Raw genomic sequence first — 18,820 nt, 5'->3', positions numbered from 1 at the left:
CGTTCCGCGTCATAAGGGAGGTCCTGTGCAACTCCGGAGTTGACTCGATGTTTAGGCTCCTCCTTTTCGCCGTGGCGCTCGTCCTCGCTTGCGGCGGGGCAGAGGCGGCCAAGCTGGACCAAGCCGCCGTCAATCAGGCCCAATTCGTCGTCAGCCCACCCAAAGGCGTCAATCCAGCTGTACTGAAAGCCCAGATTCTTCTGGATCGCGCCCGATTCTCGCCGGGCCTGATCGACGGCCGCCTTTCAGAGAACTTCGCCAAGGCGGTTGGGGCCTTTCAGGCCGCGAACGGATTCCCATCAGACGGCAAGCTCACTCGGGAAACCTGGGACAAACTGATGGCAACCTCCGCCAGTCCCGTTCTGGTGGCCTACGAACTGACACCCAAGGATGTGCGCGGACCTTTCACTAAGCGCATTCCGGCTCGCCTGGAGAGGATGGCCCGTCTGTCGAGGCTTGGCTATCACAACGCGGCGGAGAAGATTGCCGAGCGCTTCCATATCAGCGAGCAATTGCTCAGAAAGCTCAATCCCGGCATCGGCTTCAGGAAGGCCGGCACGATGTTGGTGGTCCCAGATGTTGGCCGAGGCGATTCTCCCGCCGCTGTTGCTGGTGTCGAGATCGACAAGGGCACTCGCCAGGTGCGCGTGCTTGACGCCTCTGGCAGATGGCTCGCAGTCTACCCGGCCTCGATCGGGAGCAACGAGAAGCCGGCGCCAAGCGGTCAGGCAGAGATCAAACGTGTCGTACGCAATCCCACATACCACTATGATCCGGACTTCGCCTTCAAGGGAGTTAAGACCAAGCGGCCCTTCACCATTGCTGCAGGGCCGAACAACCCCGTTGGATTGGTCTGGATCGACCTCTCTATCGAAAGCTACGGCATTCACGGCACGCCCGAACCCGGCAAGATCGGAACGACCTTCTCGCATGGCTGCATCAGGCTTACCAACTGGGATGCCGAAGACCTCGCCTCGATGGTGCAGAAGGGCACGAAAGTTAGCTTCAAGGACGAGATGGCGAACGCAGACATCAAGGTCGCCGATTAGACCACGCGCACTTGGGCTGCCTAAGGGCCGAGCATGCAAGGCTACTAGGGTTTACAATCGCTTGAAGTCCGCAAGCCCCAGCCGTATTCGCTGACCTTCCGCATAGGCCAGTGCGAACGATTCCAGATTGAATGATCGGGTCAGCTCCTGGTCATCCTCGACCACGCGGACGAACCATTCGCCGCAGGCCTCGATCACTTCAACACAGGGACAAACCCGGGCGTTGAATGTTACATCATCCATTTCGCACTGCCTCCCGCGCAATGTGGCCAATCACGAATTTATGGGACCGCCGAAATCAGTTCTTCAAGTAACAAAAGGGTTTCGACCAAATTCAAACCGACAACCTGCGGCTCCTCCCTACACGGAAGAAGCGCGCAGGCCGCCCGGCAACCCCCGCCCTGTCAAGCAAAGGGATTATCTGCCGGGGGACCGTTGCCAGCAATAAAGTTTGACATAGTGGGGCGAAAATCCTGGGACGAGGCAAATCTCGCGATAACCCACCCACCTTTGCGATCAAGAAGGATCGGGAGCGCGTCACCTAGGGCTGGATGTACCGCGCCTCGTCCGCGTGGCGTGCCGCTCAGCGCCGCAATGGAAGCTTGCCGGCTGTCAGAACCTGATTATGCCTTGCGGGAGGAAGTAGAGAACGACCAGGACAACGGGGACGATTGCGATCCACAGGGATAGTCGGCTCATAAGGCGATCCTCATAGCCAGGAGCTTGGTTGCGGCCGTCAGGCCGGCTGCAACCCATGAGACGGATCAACGTCGCAAAGCGTCAACTCGTTCCAGCAGTGTTCGGCTGGGAAAGCGATCGCGTAGGGGGCAATGGTGCTGAGAGGCGCCCAGTCGGCGCTGGCCTGACGGGGGGCGACGCGCGGTGCCCAGGCTGCCGGCTGAAAGTTAAGCTGGCCTTGGTTTGATCACGGTGGCAAGTACGATGCCGGCGACGATGAAGGCCGCACCGACCAGGTCGTAATCGTGCAACTTTTCGCCGAGCAGGAGATAGGCGAGCATAGCGACGAACACCGTCTGCAGGTAGAGCAGCATGCTCGCCCGGCTCGCGCCGAGCGTTTCCACGCTTTTGTTGTAGAGATAGTACATCAAGGCACCACCGGGACCTGCCAGATAGGCGAGCGCGAGAATGCTGTCGACGTTCATGGCGGAGTGTTCGTCGTTGAACAATTCCCACAAATGGAAAGGCAAGGCGACCAGCGCACCGGCCCCGAGCAGCAGCACGACCATCGGCAGGAGTTCGATGCCGAATTTGGCACGACGCAAAAGCACGGTGTACAGGCCCCAGCAGAACGCGCTGCCGACGATCCACAGCTCACCAGCGTTGAACTTGAGTTGCAGCAGCGCCGTCAGGTTCCCGTGGGCAACGATGAAAATCATCCCGGCGAGCGCAACCAGCGCGCCAAGCGACTTCCACAGCCCGAGCGGCTCGCCGAGCACGAAACGGGCGAGCACCATCGTCATGACAGGCGACAGCGCCATGATGATACCGGCAGTGGTGGCATCGGTGTGGTTGAGGCCATGGTAGATCATACCCTGGCACAGCGTGAGACCGATCGCCCCCACGGCGACGACCTCCGCGGCGCGCGTGCGCAAAAGCCCGATCATCGCGTCGTGATGACGGTGCACAATCGGCAGCAGGATGGCGCAAGCAAGCGTCAGCCGCCAGAAGCAGAGGCCCCAGGGCGGCATCTCAGGCGCCACCCATTTTGCCGCGATATAGACACCAGCTGAAAGCAGCCAGCACAGGACGGCGGCGGGATAGCCGGTCAAGGAGGATATGGGCCTGACCTCGGGTTGCGCGGCTTGATGCGCTATCGGCATTGCCTGCATGTCATGCCCTCCCCTTCGATGACGTAGGCCCAACAGGGGCAACATAGCCTGCGTCGTTCGGTTGTGCATCCGTTTTGAAAGGATGAGGCGCCGCCAGGACACCGGCCCAAACATCAGCAGCCAGGCCGAGAAACTGGCCCACATGACCCCTCTTTGAGCAGACCCGAAGCGGAGTGGGAACGCAGATCGACATACTCACAGTCGGGAGGTTCCCGAGCTCGGTTTCACGGTTGAGAGAGCGTGAGGCGGAAAATCTGGAGCCTGCAAGCCGCAAAACGCATGTATTTGAGCCTGCTAACATTGCCCGGCAGTCGAATGGGTCTAACTATCGTGAGGCAACGGGGGGAATCAGGTGGCTGCCAATCGTCGAAACGACATCCCATCGTCCGAGCGAGGGCTAGGACGGATCCTTGCGGCCGGGGCTGCCCATCCGCGCACGGCTCTGCCCACCGTCGCAACTGTCGTCACGACGGTAGCTGCCCTGTATTTTGGTCGCGAGGTTTTTCTCCCCATCGCCGTCGCACTGCTTTTGACATTTGCGCTGGTGCCGATGGTCTCCGCACTGAAGCGTGTCGGCTTGCCGCGGCTGCCCGCAGTGCTTCTGAGCGTCATTGGCGCATTCGCGGCTCTGGGTTTGTTCAGCTTCATTGTCGCGACGCAGGTGAGCGAGCTCGCCCAGAACATTTCAGCCTACCAGACAAACATTCTGACCAAGGTGCGTTCCCTAAAGGAAACGGGCGTTGGTGGCGGCATCATTGCCAGGCTGAGCGGGGTGATCGAGCGTGTCGGTCAGGAGATCGACAAGCAGGAGGTGACGCCGCCTGCGGCGGACAAGCCCCGGCGCGAGCCTGTACCCGTCGAGATCGTCGCCCGAGAGCGACCGCTCGAGGTCCTGCAGAACATCATCGGACCGTTGATCAGCCCGTTGGCATCGGCTGGCCTGATCATCATCGTGGTCATCTTCATGTTGCTCGAGCGCGAGGACCTGCGCGACCGGTTCATCCGCCTGGTCGGCTACGGGGATCTCCACCGCACGACAGAAGCATTGCAGGACGCCGGCAAGCGGGTGGGCCGCTATCTGCTCATGCAATTGGTGGTCAACATTGTCTACGCAATACCCATTGCGATCGGGCTTTGGGTGCTCGGCATTCCCAACGCGCTGCTGTGGGGATTGCTGGCACTGGCGCTTCGCTTCGTTCCCTATATCGGCCCGGTGATAGGCGCGCTGCTGCCATTGTTCCTCGCCTTGGCCGTGGCACCCGGCTGGTCGCTCGTGCTGTGGACCGCTGCACTGTTCATCGTGATGGAACTGATAACCGGCAATGTCGTCGAACCGTGGCTCTACGGCTCGCGCACGGGACTTTCCCCTTTGGCTATCATCGTCGCGGCGATCTTCTGGACATGGCTGTGGGGGCCGCTCGGCCTGGTCCTTTCGACGCCGCTGACAGTTTGTCTGGTCGTCCTCGGGCGACACGTTCCGCAGTTCGAATTTCTCGACGTCCTATTTGGCAACGAACCAGTCCTTGAACCTCACGCCCGGCTCTATCAGCGGCTCCTGGCTGGCGATCCCGACGAGGCCACTGACCATGCCGAGGAGATCCTCGAGGAGAAGTATCTGATCGATTTCTACGACAAGGTCGCCATTCCTGCCCTTCTGTTGGGCGAGCAGGACCGCATGCGCGGCGTGATGGGCGATCAGCAGCAAAGGCAGGTGGCGGCGAGCGCCCAAATTCTTGTGGCAAATCTTGCCGACGATGCACAGGAAGAAGCAAGCGCGGAAGATGAGCCGACAGCCGCCCCGGAAGGCAGCGCGAGCAAGGAACCAGATGGCGTAGAAGAGGAAGAGATCGAGCTGCCCGATGGCAAGGACATGTCGGTACTTTGTGCCGGCGGTCGGGGGGAACTTGACGACGCCGCGGCTGCCATGCTCGCTCAGGTGCTGGAGGTGCAAGGCGCAACGGTGGCGAAGGCAAGTTTCGTCGATATGGAGCCGGCAGGTATTCGCCGTCTCGACCTAGATACGATCGACACCGTCGTGGTCGGGTTCCTCAATCGGGACTCCCTCAAGCATGCTCGCTTTCTGGTCCGCCGACTGAAACGCGCAAAGGCAGGTTTGAGAATCGGCATTGTGTTCTGGTCGGACGCAGAGGAAGGAGATGCCTGGAAAGAAGGGCAAGATCTGGCCGCCGACATCAGCGCCGATTTCGTTGCCAACGGCATGGTCAACGCTGTGCTTGGCGCGCTGTCTCCGGCGCCGGCCGTCCCTCTAAAAGTCGTTTCGAAACGCCGCGATCGACGCCGTCCTGCCCCTCGAAAACGGGTCCCGGCTCAGGCGACGGCCGCCACAGCCTAGCCACGGCGCTATGTGTCAGATTGCTGCGACGCTATGTGTCAGGTTGCTGCGCCGATGCTGAATGTCAGATTCGATCGGCGGAGCGTCGGCGTTTCCCTGCCGCAGAAGACGCAGAACGGCTGGTCTTCTCGAATTCGCTGCGAGAATGTCTTTCGCTGCTTGGCCTCGCCCATTCGAATCGTCCGTGACAATAAGACTTCACGCTGAAATTCATTATTTTTGCAGGAAAGATTCGACAACTTCGGCCTGCCAACGCTAGACTTCGATGTGGGGTAGTGCTTGGGCCATGTTTCGCGTTTTCTCAATTCTGATAGTGCTATGGGTCGCGTCGGCGTTGTTTGGTGCATCGCCCGCTCGCGCTGGGCTGCAGTTCCAAGCCGGGCAGACTGACAACGGACTCCATTACATTTTGGTGTCAGGCGATTTTGCATATCAAGATGACCTGTCGGTCTTTGAGGCATGGCTCGATCAATCGCTGCAACGGCAGTTACATTTCGATCTCCAGGCGGCAACATTCAGAAGGCTATGGACCTGGGTCGGCTAATTCGAAGGCTGGGCATGGGGACTGCGCAGTTTAGGGCATCTGAGTGTGCCTCTGCCTGCTCGTTGGCCTTCTTCGGCGGAGTGATGCGCTTTGCCGAGGCGGGGTCCATAGGGGTCCACAAGTCATCGTTCCAAGGCGACATCCCGCTCAGCACCCAAGAGGCTGTCTCCGCCGTTCAGCAAATTACCGCCGACGTCATTACCTACATGATCGAGATGGGTGTAGACCCCGCTTTGCTCCAGCTCTCGCTTCAATATGACAGCAACGATATCCGCTACCTCTCCATGAGCGAGATGGCAAAGTACAAGGTCGTCACTTTCATCCCGGACGCGGATCAAGCAACAGTGGCAAGTGCGGTGCCGTCCCCGATGCCGCCGCCGCAGCCCACGCCGCCGACCGCGACCTCTATGCCTCCAATTTCTGCCAATCCGTCGCTCGTGATCCCGGAGGCTCATTCTGGCCGGATAGGGCACCCTAAGGGCTCTGCACCCCTCAAAGTATTGCCAGACGGAAAGTCCACGAATGTCGCGGTCCTGCGGAATGGGAGCGCAGTGGCGATCCTGGGCATCAGCGGCCGCTGGTACCGAGTCCAGGCAGGGAATCAGGTCGGTTACATGCACGATACCTGGGTTCACATCGATCAGTATGATAGCGGCCCATTTGGACAGCGCCACATCCAGGTCAAGAGCTTCGACAACTACGCAGAGGCCGAGGCTTACGTTCGGACATCATCCATACCGCTCTCCGCCTACCTTGCCACCAACGGATGGTTCGCCATCACCCTAGCCAACACCTTCGACGAGCCTATGGCTAAAACCTTGGTCAGCGAGATGAAGGCGCGGGGGGCAATCCCCGACGACGCTTACGCAACCTTCGGCAACACTTACGTTCGCAAGGTTTGCTGCCAGTAGGCACCGCCAATCGCTGGGAGTTGCAATGACAGGGAGGTCAGGATTATCTATCGCCTCAGGGGACGCCTTGTGGCGATGAAGGTGCGCGGGAAAGCGGCTTCGATGCGGGTTAAAAACAAAGGCGGCAATCAATAGCGATTTGCGGCACCGTCGTGGGACACCGCCTTAAGCCGCCGTGTTAAAAGTCACTATTTTCCAGTTAGTTAGCGTCTGCGCGGACAAACTGGCGGAGAGAGCGGGATTCGATTTTTGTCGCCAAAGCCCGGAAATAAAGGGCTTGCGCGAGTCGTTGTTACACAGTTTGTTGCGCACAACGGCGGGCCAAGGACCTAGCCTTACGAGGCCGCGCCTTTCGGGCAATGCAGAAGCGCTTTGGACGCTGGCGAGCGAGGCGCGCTACCCATTACAATATTCGATGCTGATGGCATTGAGGTCTCGACAGCCGAGGCATTGGAAGTCGCGTCGACCCGGAGTTGTAGCCTCGATAAAAAAGGCCTGACAGCAGGCGAATTCAAAGCGGGCTGCTTAAGCAGCAGGTGATGCCTCGGCAGTTCTGGAACAGGGTCGAATTATTGTCATTTGCAGAGCGTCCGCTTCGCACCCAATGCCGGGCGTTTAAGCCACTCGTGTAACAGCTGAAAGCGGACACAAGACGCGACCACCTGCGCTAATTCACAACGAGCAAAATACCAATTTTGCCGTAACAAGGTCCGCCAGGCCGGAGCCGACCGCTTTGAAAAGGGTGATCTGCTTCGAGTTGCTCCTACCCTTGATCTCGCCTCTCACAAGCTCGGCAAGGGTGCCGCGGATATGGCTTGGCGATATGAGCGCGCTCAAGATCGGCTGGCTCAAATCTCCGGCCTCATGCAGGGCCTCAGGCGTGTCCACATACACCGCCGCGCGCAGCACAGCCTCGGAGTCCGCCTCACGCATCTTTGGGGTGAAGCCGCCGATCAGGTCGACATGGGTTCCTGGAGAGAGCCATTCGCCGTGAATCAAGGGCGAGGTGGCAAGCGTCGCCGCGCTGACAATGTCGGCATTGCTGACTCCGGCTTCGAGATCGCTTTCGACCGACGCTGAGAAACCCCTTTCCCGCAAATCGGCAACCATGCGGGCCGCACTGTCCCGATTGATGTCCCAGACGGATACCTCGCCGATTGGACGGACGGCGCGATAGGCTTCGGGGATAAGGCTTGCCACGCGGCCGGAACCCAGCACGAGCAATTTTCGCGAGTCTTTGCGGGAGAGATAGCGCGCCGCAAGCGCCGAGGTGGCCACCGTCCGGCGCGCGGTGATGACGCCGCCATCCAGCATGGCCAGCTGCTGTCCTGTATCGCCATCGTAGAGCACATAGGTTGAAGTGAGGCCTGCCAGGCCTTTGGCCGTATTGCCGGGGAACACGGTCACCAGCTTGACTCCAAGATATCTGACGGCGTCGGTATCGTTGCTCCAGGCGGGCATCAGCAGCAGGGTTGCGTCGGGCTGGCCTGCCTTTTCGATAGTGTGATGGTGGCGCATCGGGACGATGCAGCCCTGGGCAAACCCGCGATCAAGCGCCTCAATAAGTCGACCATAATCCAGGTGACGCGACGTTGTGTCGGCGTCCGCGACTTTGAGCACGGTCATGTCTCTCTCCGTCAAGAGCAGGGGTGCCCTTCGGTTCTCTTGGGGGCTGCCCGGAGCGTTCACGGCGAATCCATCAGCGCTCGGCTTAGCGCCAATCGCTGCCACAGCCGATGGTCACAAGACCGAGCGCAGGAAGTCAGCCGTTTCGGATTTTTGCGGGCTGTCGAAAATCTCCTGGGGCGTGCCGAGCTCGTGGATCTGTCCCTGATAGAAGAACGCGACACGATCCGAGACTTCCCGCGCGAAGCGCATTTCGTGCGTCACCACGATCATGGTCATGCCTTCTTTCGAAAGCATGCGCAGTGTGTCCAGCACCTCGCCAACCAGTTGCGGATCAAGGGCGGAGGTCACCTCGTCGAACAACATGTAGTCGGGCGACATGGCAAGAGCGCGCGCGATGGCCATTCTCTGCTGCTGCCCGCCGGAGAGACGCGATGGAAAGGCCTTGAGCTTTTCACCGAGCCCGACATGGCCAAGCTGTTGGACGGCAATGGCCTCGGCGTCCTGCTTCGACTTGCCCAACACTTTTCTGGGCGCGAGCATCACATTTTCCAGGACGGTGAGGTGCGGAAAGGCGTTCCATTGCTGGAAGACGATGCCGATCCGGCGGCGGAGCTTGTTCAAATCCGTGCTCCTGGCATGGACGTCGATGCCATCAACGCTGATGCGGCCCTTCTGGATGCCTTCGAGACCGTTGATGCACATCAGCATCGTCGATTTGCCGGAGCCTGAGCCGCCGATCATCGACAGGACCTCGCCCTTCTTCACATTGAGGCTCACCCCCTTGAGAACATGCAGGGCGCCGAAATGTTTGTGTACGTTTTCGATCTCGATCATTGTATGCGCCACCTCTTCTCGAGCTGTGCTCCGAGCCTCGCAATCGGGAAGCTCATCACGAAATAGATCAGGCCGGCGATGGACAGGACCAGCAGCGGTTCCTGCACCCTGGTGGTGACGATCTGCGAACTGCGCAGGAGCTCGACGATGCCGATCCAGAGCACCAGCGCCGTATCCTTCATGACCCCCAGCGCCAGGCCGATCCAGCTTGGAAAAACGACCCTGGTCGCCATGGGCAAGGTGATCGACACGACCTCCTGGAGCCAGGTCAGGCCAAGCGATCGGGCGGCGCGCCTTGTCGTCGTCGGAACCGCCGACACACCGCTTCTGACGATCTCGGTGCAAAAGGCGGCGGCGTAGATGCCCAGGCAAAGGCAGGCCACCAGATAGGTCGGCCAATGAAGGCGAAGCATGCTGTTGAACGAATTGAACAGCACCAGCTGGATGAGCAACGGAACGGACCGGAACACGTCAAGAACGCCGCCGATCGGCCAACTGACCCACCACGGCGAGCCGGCCCTTACAAGGCCGAACAGCACGCCAAGGCCAGTGCCAATGGCCACGGAAGCCAAGGTGATGGTGATCGTGGTGACCGCGCCATTCAACATGAAGAGAATGTCGCTCCAGGATAACGAGGCGCCAAAAAACATTTTCAGCTCCTCAATAACGGAACAGGCGGGACGCAAGCAAACGTGCGCCTACCGTGAATATTTTTGATATGACGTAGTACAGGCAGGCAGCGACAAAGAAATATTCGAATGTCCGGTATGTCACGACGTTCAGTTGTTGCGTGACACCGGTCAAGTCGCTTGTCAGCCCGACCACCACCCCGAGCGATGTCATCAGGATCGACCAGACCATCTGGTTGGTCATTGCGTGGAACACCGCGCGCAGCATCTGCGGCAGGACGACGTGCCACATCGTGCGAATTTGACCCAGGCCGAGTGAGCGCGCCGCGCGCGCCTGGGTCTCCGGGACGGCTGCGAAGCCGCCGCGGAAGGTTTCGGCGAGATAGCCGGCATTGTTGAAGGTGATGCCCAGCAGCAGCGCCGAATAGGAGTCGACACGAACCCCGAAGGATCCCAGGCCGAAATAGATCAGGTAGATCTGAAACAAGCCGGGGGTGTTGCGCGCGGTCTCAATCCATATGTCGGCCAGGCCCGTCAGCGTCTTGCCGCCGGATCGTTTTGCGAGCGCCAGCAGAATGGCGAAAACCGTGCCGATCGCCATCGCCATCGCCGCGATTTCGAGGCTCACCAACGCCCCCCAGAGCATGTCCGGGAGCGAGCGGAGCACGGGACGCCATTGGAAGGTGTATGCCATGCGAGGACCCCTTCACGCGAAGGATGGTGTTTCGGCGGATCAGCGAAGTCAGGTCGCCGACGAAATTCCCGGACGCGATCATGAGACCGCGTCCGGGATGACGCGGACCGTTAGCGATAGACGCCGGCGACGCTGAGGTCGGGAGCCGGACCGCCTTCGGTGCCGACCCATTTCTTGTAAAGCTCGGCATAGCGACCGGAGCGAACCTGCCGGTTCAGGAACAGGTTCACATAGTTGAGCAGCCCCTGCTCGTGGCGCTGCACCAGGATCGCGCAATAGTCGGCATCGACGGGCGCGTCGCCGACGATCTTCAGGCCGGGATATTTGCCCGACTGGATGATGGCGGTCGCGATCGTGGACGTCGTGTAGGTCGCATCGATCTGCTTCTGACTCAACGCCAGGAAAGTGTCGGATTGCGACTGAAAGGTCAGCATCTTGCCGTTCGGGTCGTTGAAGCCTTTGACCGAGGCTTCCAGGGCAAGCGTCTCGTAGGCGCCGGCCGGGCCGCCGACGGCGTGGCCCTTGAGATCGCTCGGGCCTTTGATGCCGGAATCTTCACGCGCCAGAACGATGGTCTTGAACACGAAATAGGGGATCGAGAAGCCGATCGTTTTCGCCCGCTCAAGCGTGTCGGATGCGACCGCGATGCCGACATCGGCTCGTCCGGAAAGAATTGCGGGAATGCGATCCGGATCCGGCGTGTCGACGATCTCGGCCTCCACGCCAAGCGCCTTGGCCAGGTCATTGCAGTAATCTACGTCGAAGCCGATCGGCTTGTTGTCCTTGTCGCGCGCGCCGTTGGGCGGGAAGTCGAGCTCGATGGCGCAGCGCAGCTTGCCGGCGGAGATGATGTCGTCCAACTGGTCGGCATGTGCCGCGGTGGCAAGTCCGGATGCCAAGGCGGCGGCGAAAATGAAGGGTGAAATGCGCATTTCAGTTCCTCTCTTTTGTTTTGGATCTTCAGGGTTCAGAGCGCAACGATATCGTATCTAAAATATCGTATACGACGTAATGAAACTTTCCCAGGCCCCTGCGTGCTATTGGACGAGGAATCCGTAGGTGAGCGGATCGGCCTCATCGACGACCCAGTTCGCGAAGCCGCAGATGGAGGCTCTCCCGCTCACTTCAGGGATGACGGCATCGAACGCGCCGACCTTCGCCTCGCTGAGAACGCGTCCCTTGAAGATCGTCCCGATGATCGATTCGTTCACCAGGGTTTCGCCTGCAGACAACTCGCCGCGGACATGCAATTGCGCGAGCCGGCCGGCCGTTCCGGATCCGGTGGGGGATCTGTCGATCGCCCGATCGGCATAGACACAGCAGTTCGCCTGGGTCGACCCCTGATGACGCGGTGCGCCATAGACCATGACGCCGTACACGTCGTTGAATTCGGGGATTTCGGGATGGACAAAGGGCATCTTGGCGTTCACGGCAGTCTTGACCTCGTAGCCGAGCTGCATCACCCTCTGCAGATCCTTCTCCCGGATAGCGACGTCGTGCCGGCCCCCATCGACATAGAAATAAGTTGCGCCGCCGTAGGCAACGTCGCCGGTGACCCGTCCGAATGTCGGCGTTTCAACGGTGACATCCCGCTTGAACACGAATGACGGGACGTTGACGAACCGTACAGACCCGACCCTCTCGCCATCCCATTCGACAAAGGCTTCGATGAAGCCGCAAGGTGCGTCGATGCCGACGCGGGTCTCCGGCGACGCCCGCTCGATCCAGCCCAACTCCACGGCCGCGGTTGCAAGCGCGATGACTCCATGGCCGCAATGCGGGCTGTAGTCGGTGTTGTTGAGAAAAATGACGCCGAAATCCGCCCCTTCGCTGACCGGCGGCGTGAGGTAGCCGCCATAGAGGTCCTTATGACCCCGCGGCTCGAGCATCACGGCGCGCCGGTAATGGTCGGCGTGCTGCTTCAACCAGGTGGCGCGCTCCACAATGGTGTTGCCGGGGATTTTTGGGAGTCCCTGCGTCACCAGCCGGAACGTCTCACCGCAGGTATGCAGTTCGACCGTATTCAGAAACCTCTCGTATTTCATCTTACTCCCCAAACGGTATTTTCTCGCCCGTCCGTCATGGAGCGGCGGGCAGGGCGACGTCGTCGGCATCACCCTGAGGCGCTACCCTTAAGGGACGCGATCGGTCCCAAATGACCTTGCATGGAATATCGTATACGATAAACGCTTGGCGTCAAGCGGGAAAATTGACCCCTCAATTCCGTGTGGCTTTTCGGAAGAAGTTGGCGCGCGGTCGCGCCTATTTGCGAATGTTCGCCAGCAGGGATGCGCACGCCTTGGAGATGTGCTCACGCAGTAATTCCGCTGCACGATCGGCATCGCCGTCGCGACACGCCGCGAGGATTTGGCGATGCTCCCTGTCGTCGACGCCGGTTCCGCCCGACAGCGTAAGCTGGATGCGCAGATAGCGCTCGATGCGGTCGTTGACGGACCGGATCAGGTTCATGAGAAAGGTCCGGTTGGCATCCTCGTAAAGGCACGAGTGAAACTGCCAGTTGAGCTCAGCCCAACGCGCCACGTTCGTCTCGCGGGCGAACGCGTCGCAATATTCCTCGGCCCGCTTGAACGTCTTTGCCGTCATGTGCGGCACGGACAATTTCAACGCGTTCGATTCCAGCATGGCTCTGACTTCGAAGATCTGCGCGATTTCGGGCTCCGAAACGCTTTTGACGACGGCGCCGCGGTTGCGCTGGAACTCCACTAGGCCTTCGGCCTCGAGGCGCTTGAGCGCCTCCCGCACCGGTATCTTGCTGACATCGAACAGTTTCGCGACGTCGTCCTGGCGAATGGGTTCCTCCTCGTCAAACTCGCCGGCGATGATGGCTTCGCGTATGTGCTTGGCGATGAGGTCGGAGGCGGTCGGCGCGGAGCCGAGCGATGGCAGGCCTGCGGGGTTCAGGGGCAATGACTATCTCCAGGTCCTGCACGGTACAGCGCATAAAAGCAGGAAAACGTATACAATATTCCACTTAATGTTGCGTTGATCGGAAGTCCAGTAGCAGGGCTGGGCTTCCCAGAGGAGCTGTTCAGGTGGACCCGAGATACCCCGTTGACAACGCATAACGTATACGATATTCAATCTGACGATATTTAAGGCAAGCACCTTATCGTTGCAACCGCTGTCTGGATCTCGCTGTTATCTGCATCCTGGACCCGCCGGCTGGGTGTTTCACGCATTGGTAGGACATGCTCAACTCTCACCATCCTCCGCCGGCAGTCATCGGCTACGTGACGCCCTTCAGCGCCAAGGCGGGTGAGGTTCTTCAGTTCAAGGTCTCCTCGGCGGAAAACCGGGATGTGGCGGCAAGCGTCTTCAGGCTGGATTGCTGCGACCCAAATCCGGCCGGCCCAGGCGTAAAACGCGAAGAGGTCGACTTCGGATTGGAGCGGCGGTACCGGGCGATCGAGCAGAGGGCTCATCTAGGCTCCTGCGCCCTTGGACCCATCCCTAAACGTCCCGAAATCCAGGGGCTGGTCGTCAGCCTTGTCGTTCAGCCAAGGCTTTTGGGCGCCTCCAGCCAGACCATTTTCTCGCTGCAGAATTCGGACGCCTCGACCGGCTTTGCCCTAGTTCTGATCGACGGATTTCTCCTTTTGAGATCTTTGCGCGAGCCGCAAGCAACCGCCGAACTCAAGCTCGATCTGCGACTGAACGAATGGACCAGGCTCGAAGTCACCTTCGACGACAAAGGTGTCTCGGCGCGCAGGTCTGCCATTCATAACCGCGAAAGCGCGGAAGTTGCTTTGGCAGCCAGCGATGTGTTGAATGTGCTGCGCGATGTCGACCATATCTGCTTCGCGGCAAGCTGGATCCGTCACCCCGAGGACTGCCTCAACGGATCGATCGAGGCCCCCGTTGTAACCGACACCAATGGCCAAGTCCTGGCCAGTTGGAGCTTCGCGAACACCACTGCCCACGAATGGGTCGAGGACGATGTCGATACGTCGCGCCGTCTGACGCTGATCAACATGCCGATGCGCGCCGTGCGGTCGTCAGGCTGGAGCGGGCGCAGCATGAATTGGAAGGTGGCCCCCCAGGACTATGCCGCGATCACTTTCCATTCCGACGATCTCAGCGACTGTCAGTGGGAAACCACGATCGCGATTGAGGTGCCGGCACACATGCCTTCCGGCGTCTACGGTCTTTCCGTCGACAATGGGACCGGCGCCGACATCATTCCGTTTTACGTGCTTCGCAATCCGGCATTGCCCAGGCACAGAATCCTGTTCCTGGCGCCGACGTTCACCTACATGGCCTATGCCAACCACGCTCGGGGTAATTTTTCCGGCGCGCTCGAAGCGCGGGTCAAGGCGTGGAACGCCTATCCGCACAATCCCGATCATATTGGCGCCTATGGCTATTCCACCTACAACCGCCATCCGGACGGATCGGGCGTAACGCTGTCGTCGCGGTTGCGGCCAATCATGACGATGCGTCCGCAATATCTCACTTACTTCGACGCAAATGGCTCGGGAATGCGCCATTTCTCCGCTGACTCCCACCTGACCGACTGGCTGAAGGTCAAAGGCTTCCCGTTCGATGTCCTGACCGACGAAGACCTCGATCGCGAGGGCGTGGACGCCCTGTCCGGATATGACGTCGTGATCACCGGAACGCATCCGGAATACCACACCCGCCGGACGCTTGAGGCGCTCATCTCCTACAGGGAGGAGGGCGGCAAGCTGATGTATCTCGGCGGCAACGGCTTCTACTGGAAGATAGGTCGCAATCTCGACGAACCCCACATGATCGAGATCCGCCGGGCCGAAGGCGGGATGCGGGTCTGGGCCAGCCAGCCCGGCGAATACTACAATCAGCTCGACGGCGAGTATGGCGGGTTGTGGCGGCGCAACGGCATAGCACCACAGAAGGTCGCCGGCGTCGGCTTCACCGCCGAAGGCGCCTTCGAAGGAACCTACTATGTCCGCACCAGGGAGTCGTTCGAAGCCGACCTGGCGTTCCTGTTCGACGGCATTCCGAGCGATCAGAGGATAGGCGATTTCGGCCTCTCCGGCGGTGGCGCCGCGGGTTTTGAAATCGACCAGGCGGCCGCCGATCTCGGCACGCCGGAATTTGTGCGAGTCGTTGCCGGTTCCGAAGGCCATGGACCGACATTCGAAACGACATTCGAGGAGCTGTTGCTGCCCGGCGTCTTCGATGGCGGTCCTCGACCCTACGGCGGCATCCGCTCGAACATCGTTTACGGCATGGCGGAGAACGGCGGAGGTCTGTTCGCCGTGGGATCGATCACCTTTTGCGGCAGCCTTTCGCACAATGGCTACGACAACAACGTGTCGCGCCTTCTCGAAAATTGCCTGCGCAAATTTCTCGAGGCGCCGCGATGACGACTGGACAGGCCGAACTCCGCATCCGTTTCGACGATCTCCGATCGCTGCTGCGGGAGATTTTTCTCAACAACGGAACATCGAACAACGTCGCCGACATCCTCGCCGCAAACTGTGCCCGCTGTGAGCGGGATGGCGCCATCAGCCATGGCATATTCCGAATTCCCGGATATGTGGCCTCGCTTGCGAGCGGATGGGTCGACGGCAAGGCGGAGCCTGACGTCAGTCCTGCCAGCCCTTCCTTCATCCGCATCGATGCGCGCAATGGCTTCGCTCAACCAGCCCTGGCCGCCGGCGCGGAGGCGATCGAGACCGCGGTGGCAAGCACGGGCATAGCCATCGTCGCCATCCGCGATTCTCACCATTTCAGCGCGCTCTGGCCTGATGTCGAGCCGTTTGCGCGCACCGGCCTGCTGGCGCTCACCTTCGTCAACGGTCTGGCCAATGTCGTGCCGCATGGCGGCCACGCCCCGGTCTACGGCACCAATCCCGTTGCCTTCGCCACCCCCGTCGCAGACGGCGAGCCACTGGTCGTCGACCAGGCGACGAGCGTCATAGCCAATGGCGAGGTCAGGCTGCATGCCCTGGCCAACACCCCGCTTCCGCCCGGCGCCGGGGTCGACAGCGCCGGAAGGCCCTCCACCGATCCGCATGCGATCCTGGCCGGCGGAGCGCTCAACACCTTCGGCGGTTACAAGGGCTCGTCCATCGCGTTCATGGTCGAGCTGATGGCCGGGGCGCTGACGGGCGGCCAACTGTCCTTCGAAAACGATTTTGGCGAATGCGTCGGCGCGCAGACACCGAAGGCTGGACAATTGCTTTTGGTCATCGACCCGACGTGCGGCGGCAACGGCGAATTTGCCCAGCGCGTTGCGCAGCTGTGCTCTCGATTGATCGAGGCCGGCCAGGACCGCTTGCCGGGCCAGCGACGCTACGCAAGCCGCCGCGACGCGGAGCGCTCCGGCATTCCGATCTCGGAGGAAAATCTTGTTCGGCTGAAGGCCCTGGCCGGCTGACGAGACGGTTTTCACGGAAAGAAACGCAGGATCGGATTCACAACCAATGTCCATTGGAAACAGCATGGCCAAGCTTGTTCAAGACAAAAACCGCCTCGTCCTTCAGCGGTCGCTCACATCGCCGCAGATCGACCAGTTGGTGGCGCTCTTTCAGACCGAATGGTGGACGAAGGGCCGGACGCGGGCAGAAACCGAAACGGCCCTGCAGATGGGTGGGCCGATGTTCGCCTTCATCGATCCCGACGACGACGATCTCGTCGCATTCGCCCGCACCATCACAGACGGCGTCTACAAGGCGATGATCTTCGACATCATCGTCAAATCCACTTGGCGCGGCACCGGATTGGGTGCCTTGCTGATGGAGACGGTGTTGAACGATCCGGCGCTCGTCAACGTCAAGCACCGCGAACTCTACTGCCTAGAGGACATGGTGCCTTTCTATAAGAAATGGGGATTCACGGCGGATCTGCCGGGCCTTTATTTCATGCGGAAATCCATTTAGCGCCGTCAGCGTTCCGTTTCGCCCACATCCGGGACGACGCAGCCATGCGCGCGCCTGGGTCGATCTGTCTACAGCCCGGTGAAGCAGATCGCGCAGGTGCGGGCGGCACGCGGCTTTTCAAGTCGAGGGAGGTTTTATGCGCACGTCCAAAGTGGTCCTCGTGGTGAGCTGCCATGCCGAAGGCGAGGTCGGCGACGTGATCGTCGGCGGTGTCGCCTGTCCGCCGGGGGACACCGTCTGGGAGCAGTCCCGGTTTATCGCCGCCGACCAGACCTTGCGGAACTTTGTCCTCAACGAGCCACGCGGCGGTGTCTTCAGGCATGTGAACCTGTTGGTGCCTCCCAAGACGCCCGGTGCGCAATTCGGCTGGATCATCATGGAGCCGGCAGACACCCCGCCTATGTCGGGCTCCAACTCGATATGCGTCTCCACGGTCCTGCTCGAGACGGGGATGGTGCCGATGCAGGAACCCGAGACGCGAATGGTGCTGGAGCCACCAGGTGGGGTAATCGAGGTCACCGCTTGCTGCCGCAACGGCAAGGCGGAGAGGATCAGCGTGCGCAATGTCGCTTCCTTTGCGGACAAGCTCGATGCGTGCCTCGAAGTGGCCGGCATCGGCACCTTGACCGTGGACACCGCCTATGGCGGCGACAGCTTCGTGATTGTCGACGCCCAAGCGCTCGGCTTTTCGCTGCGCGCCGACGAGGCGCGCGAACTGGCGGATATGGGCATCAGGATAACCCGGGCTGCGGATGAACAACTCGGGTTCTCCCATCCAGAGAATTCAAGCTGGAACCATATCTCGTTCTGTCAATTCGCCGGCCCGATCACCTTTGACGACAACACGCTCAAAGGCGTCAACGCGGTTGCCATCCGGCCCGGAAAAATCGACCGTTCGCCCTGCGGAACCGGCTGCTCGGCGCGCATGGCCGTCCTGCATGCGAAGGGTGATCTGGCCGTTGGGCAACGGTTTGTGGGAGAGTCCATAATCGGTTCGAAATTCGACTGCCGCATCGATTCCGAAGTTTCAGTCTGCGGCAGGGCCGGCATTGTCCCGGTCATTTCCGGAAGCGCCTGGATAACTGGTATCCACCAGCACATGCTAGATCCTAGCGATCCGTTTCCAACCGGCTATCGGGTATCCGACACTTGGCCGGCTGAGAACTTGCCCGGTTGAAACGGGGAGGGCCTCTACACGTCCCCCCTGAACGTCTGCTTCTGCTGGCCGAGCCCCTCGATGCCGAGCTCCACCACATCGCCGGCCTTCAAGAACACCGGCGGCTTCATGCCGAGCCCAACGCCGGGGGGCGTGCCGGTGGAGATGATGTCGCCGGGATGCAGCGACATGAACTGGCTGAGGTAGGAGACGAGATAGGCGACGCCGTAGACCATGGTCTTGGTCGAGCCGTTCTGCATGGTCTTGCCGTTGACCGTCAGCCA

The 18,820-nt window shown here is 60.5% G+C and carries 17 protein-coding genes; 7 read left to right on the top strand and 10 right to left on the bottom strand.

The features are described from left to right. Positions 1–47 precede the first annotated feature (47 nt). Positions 48–1,049, top strand: coding sequence for a L,D-transpeptidase family protein (locus AC04SG_RS31240; protein WP_488554174.1), 1,002 nt, complete (start codon positions 48–50; stop codon positions 1,047–1,049). Positions 1,050–1,100: 51 nt separating this feature from the next. Here the strand turns inward: AC04SG_RS31240 and AC04SG_RS31235 are convergent, their stop codons facing one another. Both AC04SG_RS31235 and AC04SG_RS31230 read right to left on the bottom strand, forming a co-directional pair. Further along, a complete protein-coding gene (locus AC04SG_RS31235) occupies positions 1,101–1,292 on the bottom strand; it encodes a hypothetical protein (RefSeq protein WP_488554173.1) in 192 nt (63 codons plus the stop codon). Between the two features lie 662 nt (positions 1,293–1,954). Then, on the bottom strand, positions 1,955–2,899 hold the full coding sequence (locus AC04SG_RS31230) for a DMT family transporter (protein WP_488554187.1): 945 nt from the start codon (positions 2,897–2,899) through the stop codon (positions 1,955–1,957). A 352-nt stretch (positions 2,900–3,251) separates the two neighbouring features. Here AC04SG_RS31230 and AC04SG_RS31225 point away from each other — a divergent pair, with 352 nt between their 5' ends. Both AC04SG_RS31225 and AC04SG_RS31220 read left to right on the top strand, forming a co-directional pair. Continuing rightward, positions 3,252–5,252: an AI-2E family transporter gene (locus tag AC04SG_RS31225; RefSeq protein WP_488554172.1), complete on the top strand. Its 2,001-nt coding sequence runs from the start codon at positions 3,252–3,254 to the stop codon at positions 5,250–5,252. A 627-nt stretch (positions 5,253–5,879) separates the two neighbouring features. Continuing rightward, the gene (locus AC04SG_RS31220) at positions 5,880–6,707 is read left to right on the top strand and encodes an SH3 domain-containing protein (protein WP_488554171.1); all 828 of its coding nucleotides are present in this window, start codon (positions 5,880–5,882) and stop codon (positions 6,705–6,707) included. A 672-nt stretch (positions 6,708–7,379) separates the two neighbouring features. Here AC04SG_RS31220 and lhpI read toward each other — a convergent pair. From lhpI to AC04SG_RS31185, 7 genes are all read right to left on the bottom strand, one after another. Beyond that, a complete protein-coding gene (lhpI, locus tag AC04SG_RS31215; protein WP_488554170.1) occupies positions 7,380–8,333 on the bottom strand; it encodes a bifunctional Delta(1)-pyrroline-2-carboxylate/Delta(1)-piperideine-2-carboxylate reductase in 954 nt (317 codons plus the stop codon). A gap of 114 nt (positions 8,334–8,447) precedes the next feature. Continuing rightward, positions 8,448–9,170, bottom strand: coding sequence for an amino acid ABC transporter ATP-binding protein (locus AC04SG_RS31210; RefSeq protein ID WP_488554169.1), 723 nt, complete (start codon positions 9,168–9,170; stop codon positions 8,448–8,450). Beyond that, a complete protein-coding gene (locus AC04SG_RS31205; RefSeq protein WP_488554168.1) occupies positions 9,167–9,820 on the bottom strand; it encodes an amino acid ABC transporter permease in 654 nt (217 codons plus the stop codon). The genes AC04SG_RS31210 and AC04SG_RS31205 overlap by 4 nt, the downstream gene beginning before the upstream one ends. A gap of 10 nt (positions 9,821–9,830) precedes the next feature. Beyond that, positions 9,831–10,493 carry an amino acid ABC transporter permease gene (locus AC04SG_RS31200; RefSeq protein WP_488554167.1) on the bottom strand — a complete coding sequence of 221 codons (663 nt, stop codon included), beginning with the start codon at positions 10,491–10,493 and terminating at the stop codon, positions 9,831–9,833. A gap of 110 nt (positions 10,494–10,603) precedes the next feature. After that, a complete protein-coding gene (locus AC04SG_RS31195) occupies positions 10,604–11,425 on the bottom strand; it encodes a transporter substrate-binding domain-containing protein (protein ID WP_488554166.1) in 822 nt (273 codons plus the stop codon). A 105-nt stretch (positions 11,426–11,530) separates the two neighbouring features. Further along, a complete protein-coding gene (lhpH, locus tag AC04SG_RS31190; RefSeq protein WP_488554165.1) occupies positions 11,531–12,607 on the bottom strand; it encodes a trans-3-hydroxy-L-proline dehydratase in 1,077 nt (358 codons plus the stop codon). A gap of 148 nt (positions 12,608–12,755) precedes the next feature. After that, on the bottom strand, positions 12,756–13,421 hold the full coding sequence (locus AC04SG_RS31185; protein ID WP_488554164.1) for a GntR family transcriptional regulator: 666 nt from the start codon (positions 13,419–13,421) through the stop codon (positions 12,756–12,758). A gap of 281 nt (positions 13,422–13,702) precedes the next feature. Here AC04SG_RS31185 and AC04SG_RS31180 point away from each other — a divergent pair, with 281 nt between their 5' ends. The 4 genes from AC04SG_RS31180 to AC04SG_RS31165 all read left to right on the top strand — a co-directional run bounded on the left by AC04SG_RS31180 (position 13,703) and on the right by AC04SG_RS31165 (position 18,557). After that, positions 13,703–15,862, top strand: a complete 2,160-nt coding sequence (locus tag AC04SG_RS31180; RefSeq protein ID WP_488554163.1) for a N,N-dimethylformamidase beta subunit family domain-containing protein — start codon at positions 13,703–13,705, stop codon at positions 15,860–15,862. Further along, the gene (locus tag AC04SG_RS31175; protein ID WP_488554162.1) at positions 15,859–16,878 is read left to right on the top strand and encodes an Ldh family oxidoreductase; all 1,020 of its coding nucleotides are present in this window, start codon (positions 15,859–15,861) and stop codon (positions 16,876–16,878) included. The genes AC04SG_RS31180 and AC04SG_RS31175 overlap by 4 nt, the downstream gene beginning before the upstream one ends. A gap of 64 nt (positions 16,879–16,942) precedes the next feature. Then, on the top strand, positions 16,943–17,380 hold the full coding sequence (locus tag AC04SG_RS31170) for a GNAT family N-acetyltransferase (protein WP_488554161.1): 438 nt from the start codon (positions 16,943–16,945) through the stop codon (positions 17,378–17,380). Between the two features lie 136 nt (positions 17,381–17,516). Then, positions 17,517–18,557, top strand: coding sequence for a trans-3-hydroxy-L-proline dehydratase (locus tag AC04SG_RS31165; RefSeq protein WP_488554160.1), 1,041 nt, complete (start codon positions 17,517–17,519; stop codon positions 18,555–18,557). 14 nt (positions 18,558–18,571) lie between these two features. Here AC04SG_RS31165 and AC04SG_RS31160 read toward each other — a convergent pair. Further along, on the bottom strand, positions 18,572–18,820 hold a 249-nt coding region (locus tag AC04SG_RS31160; RefSeq protein ID WP_488554159.1), incomplete at its 5' end, for a fumarylacetoacetate hydrolase family protein.

This window comes from Mesorhizobium sp. CNPSo 4684 (assembly GCF_057784315.1).
The sequence above is the reverse complement of the archived record's forward strand: the minus strand, read 5'-3'. Positions and strand labels throughout refer to the sequence as shown.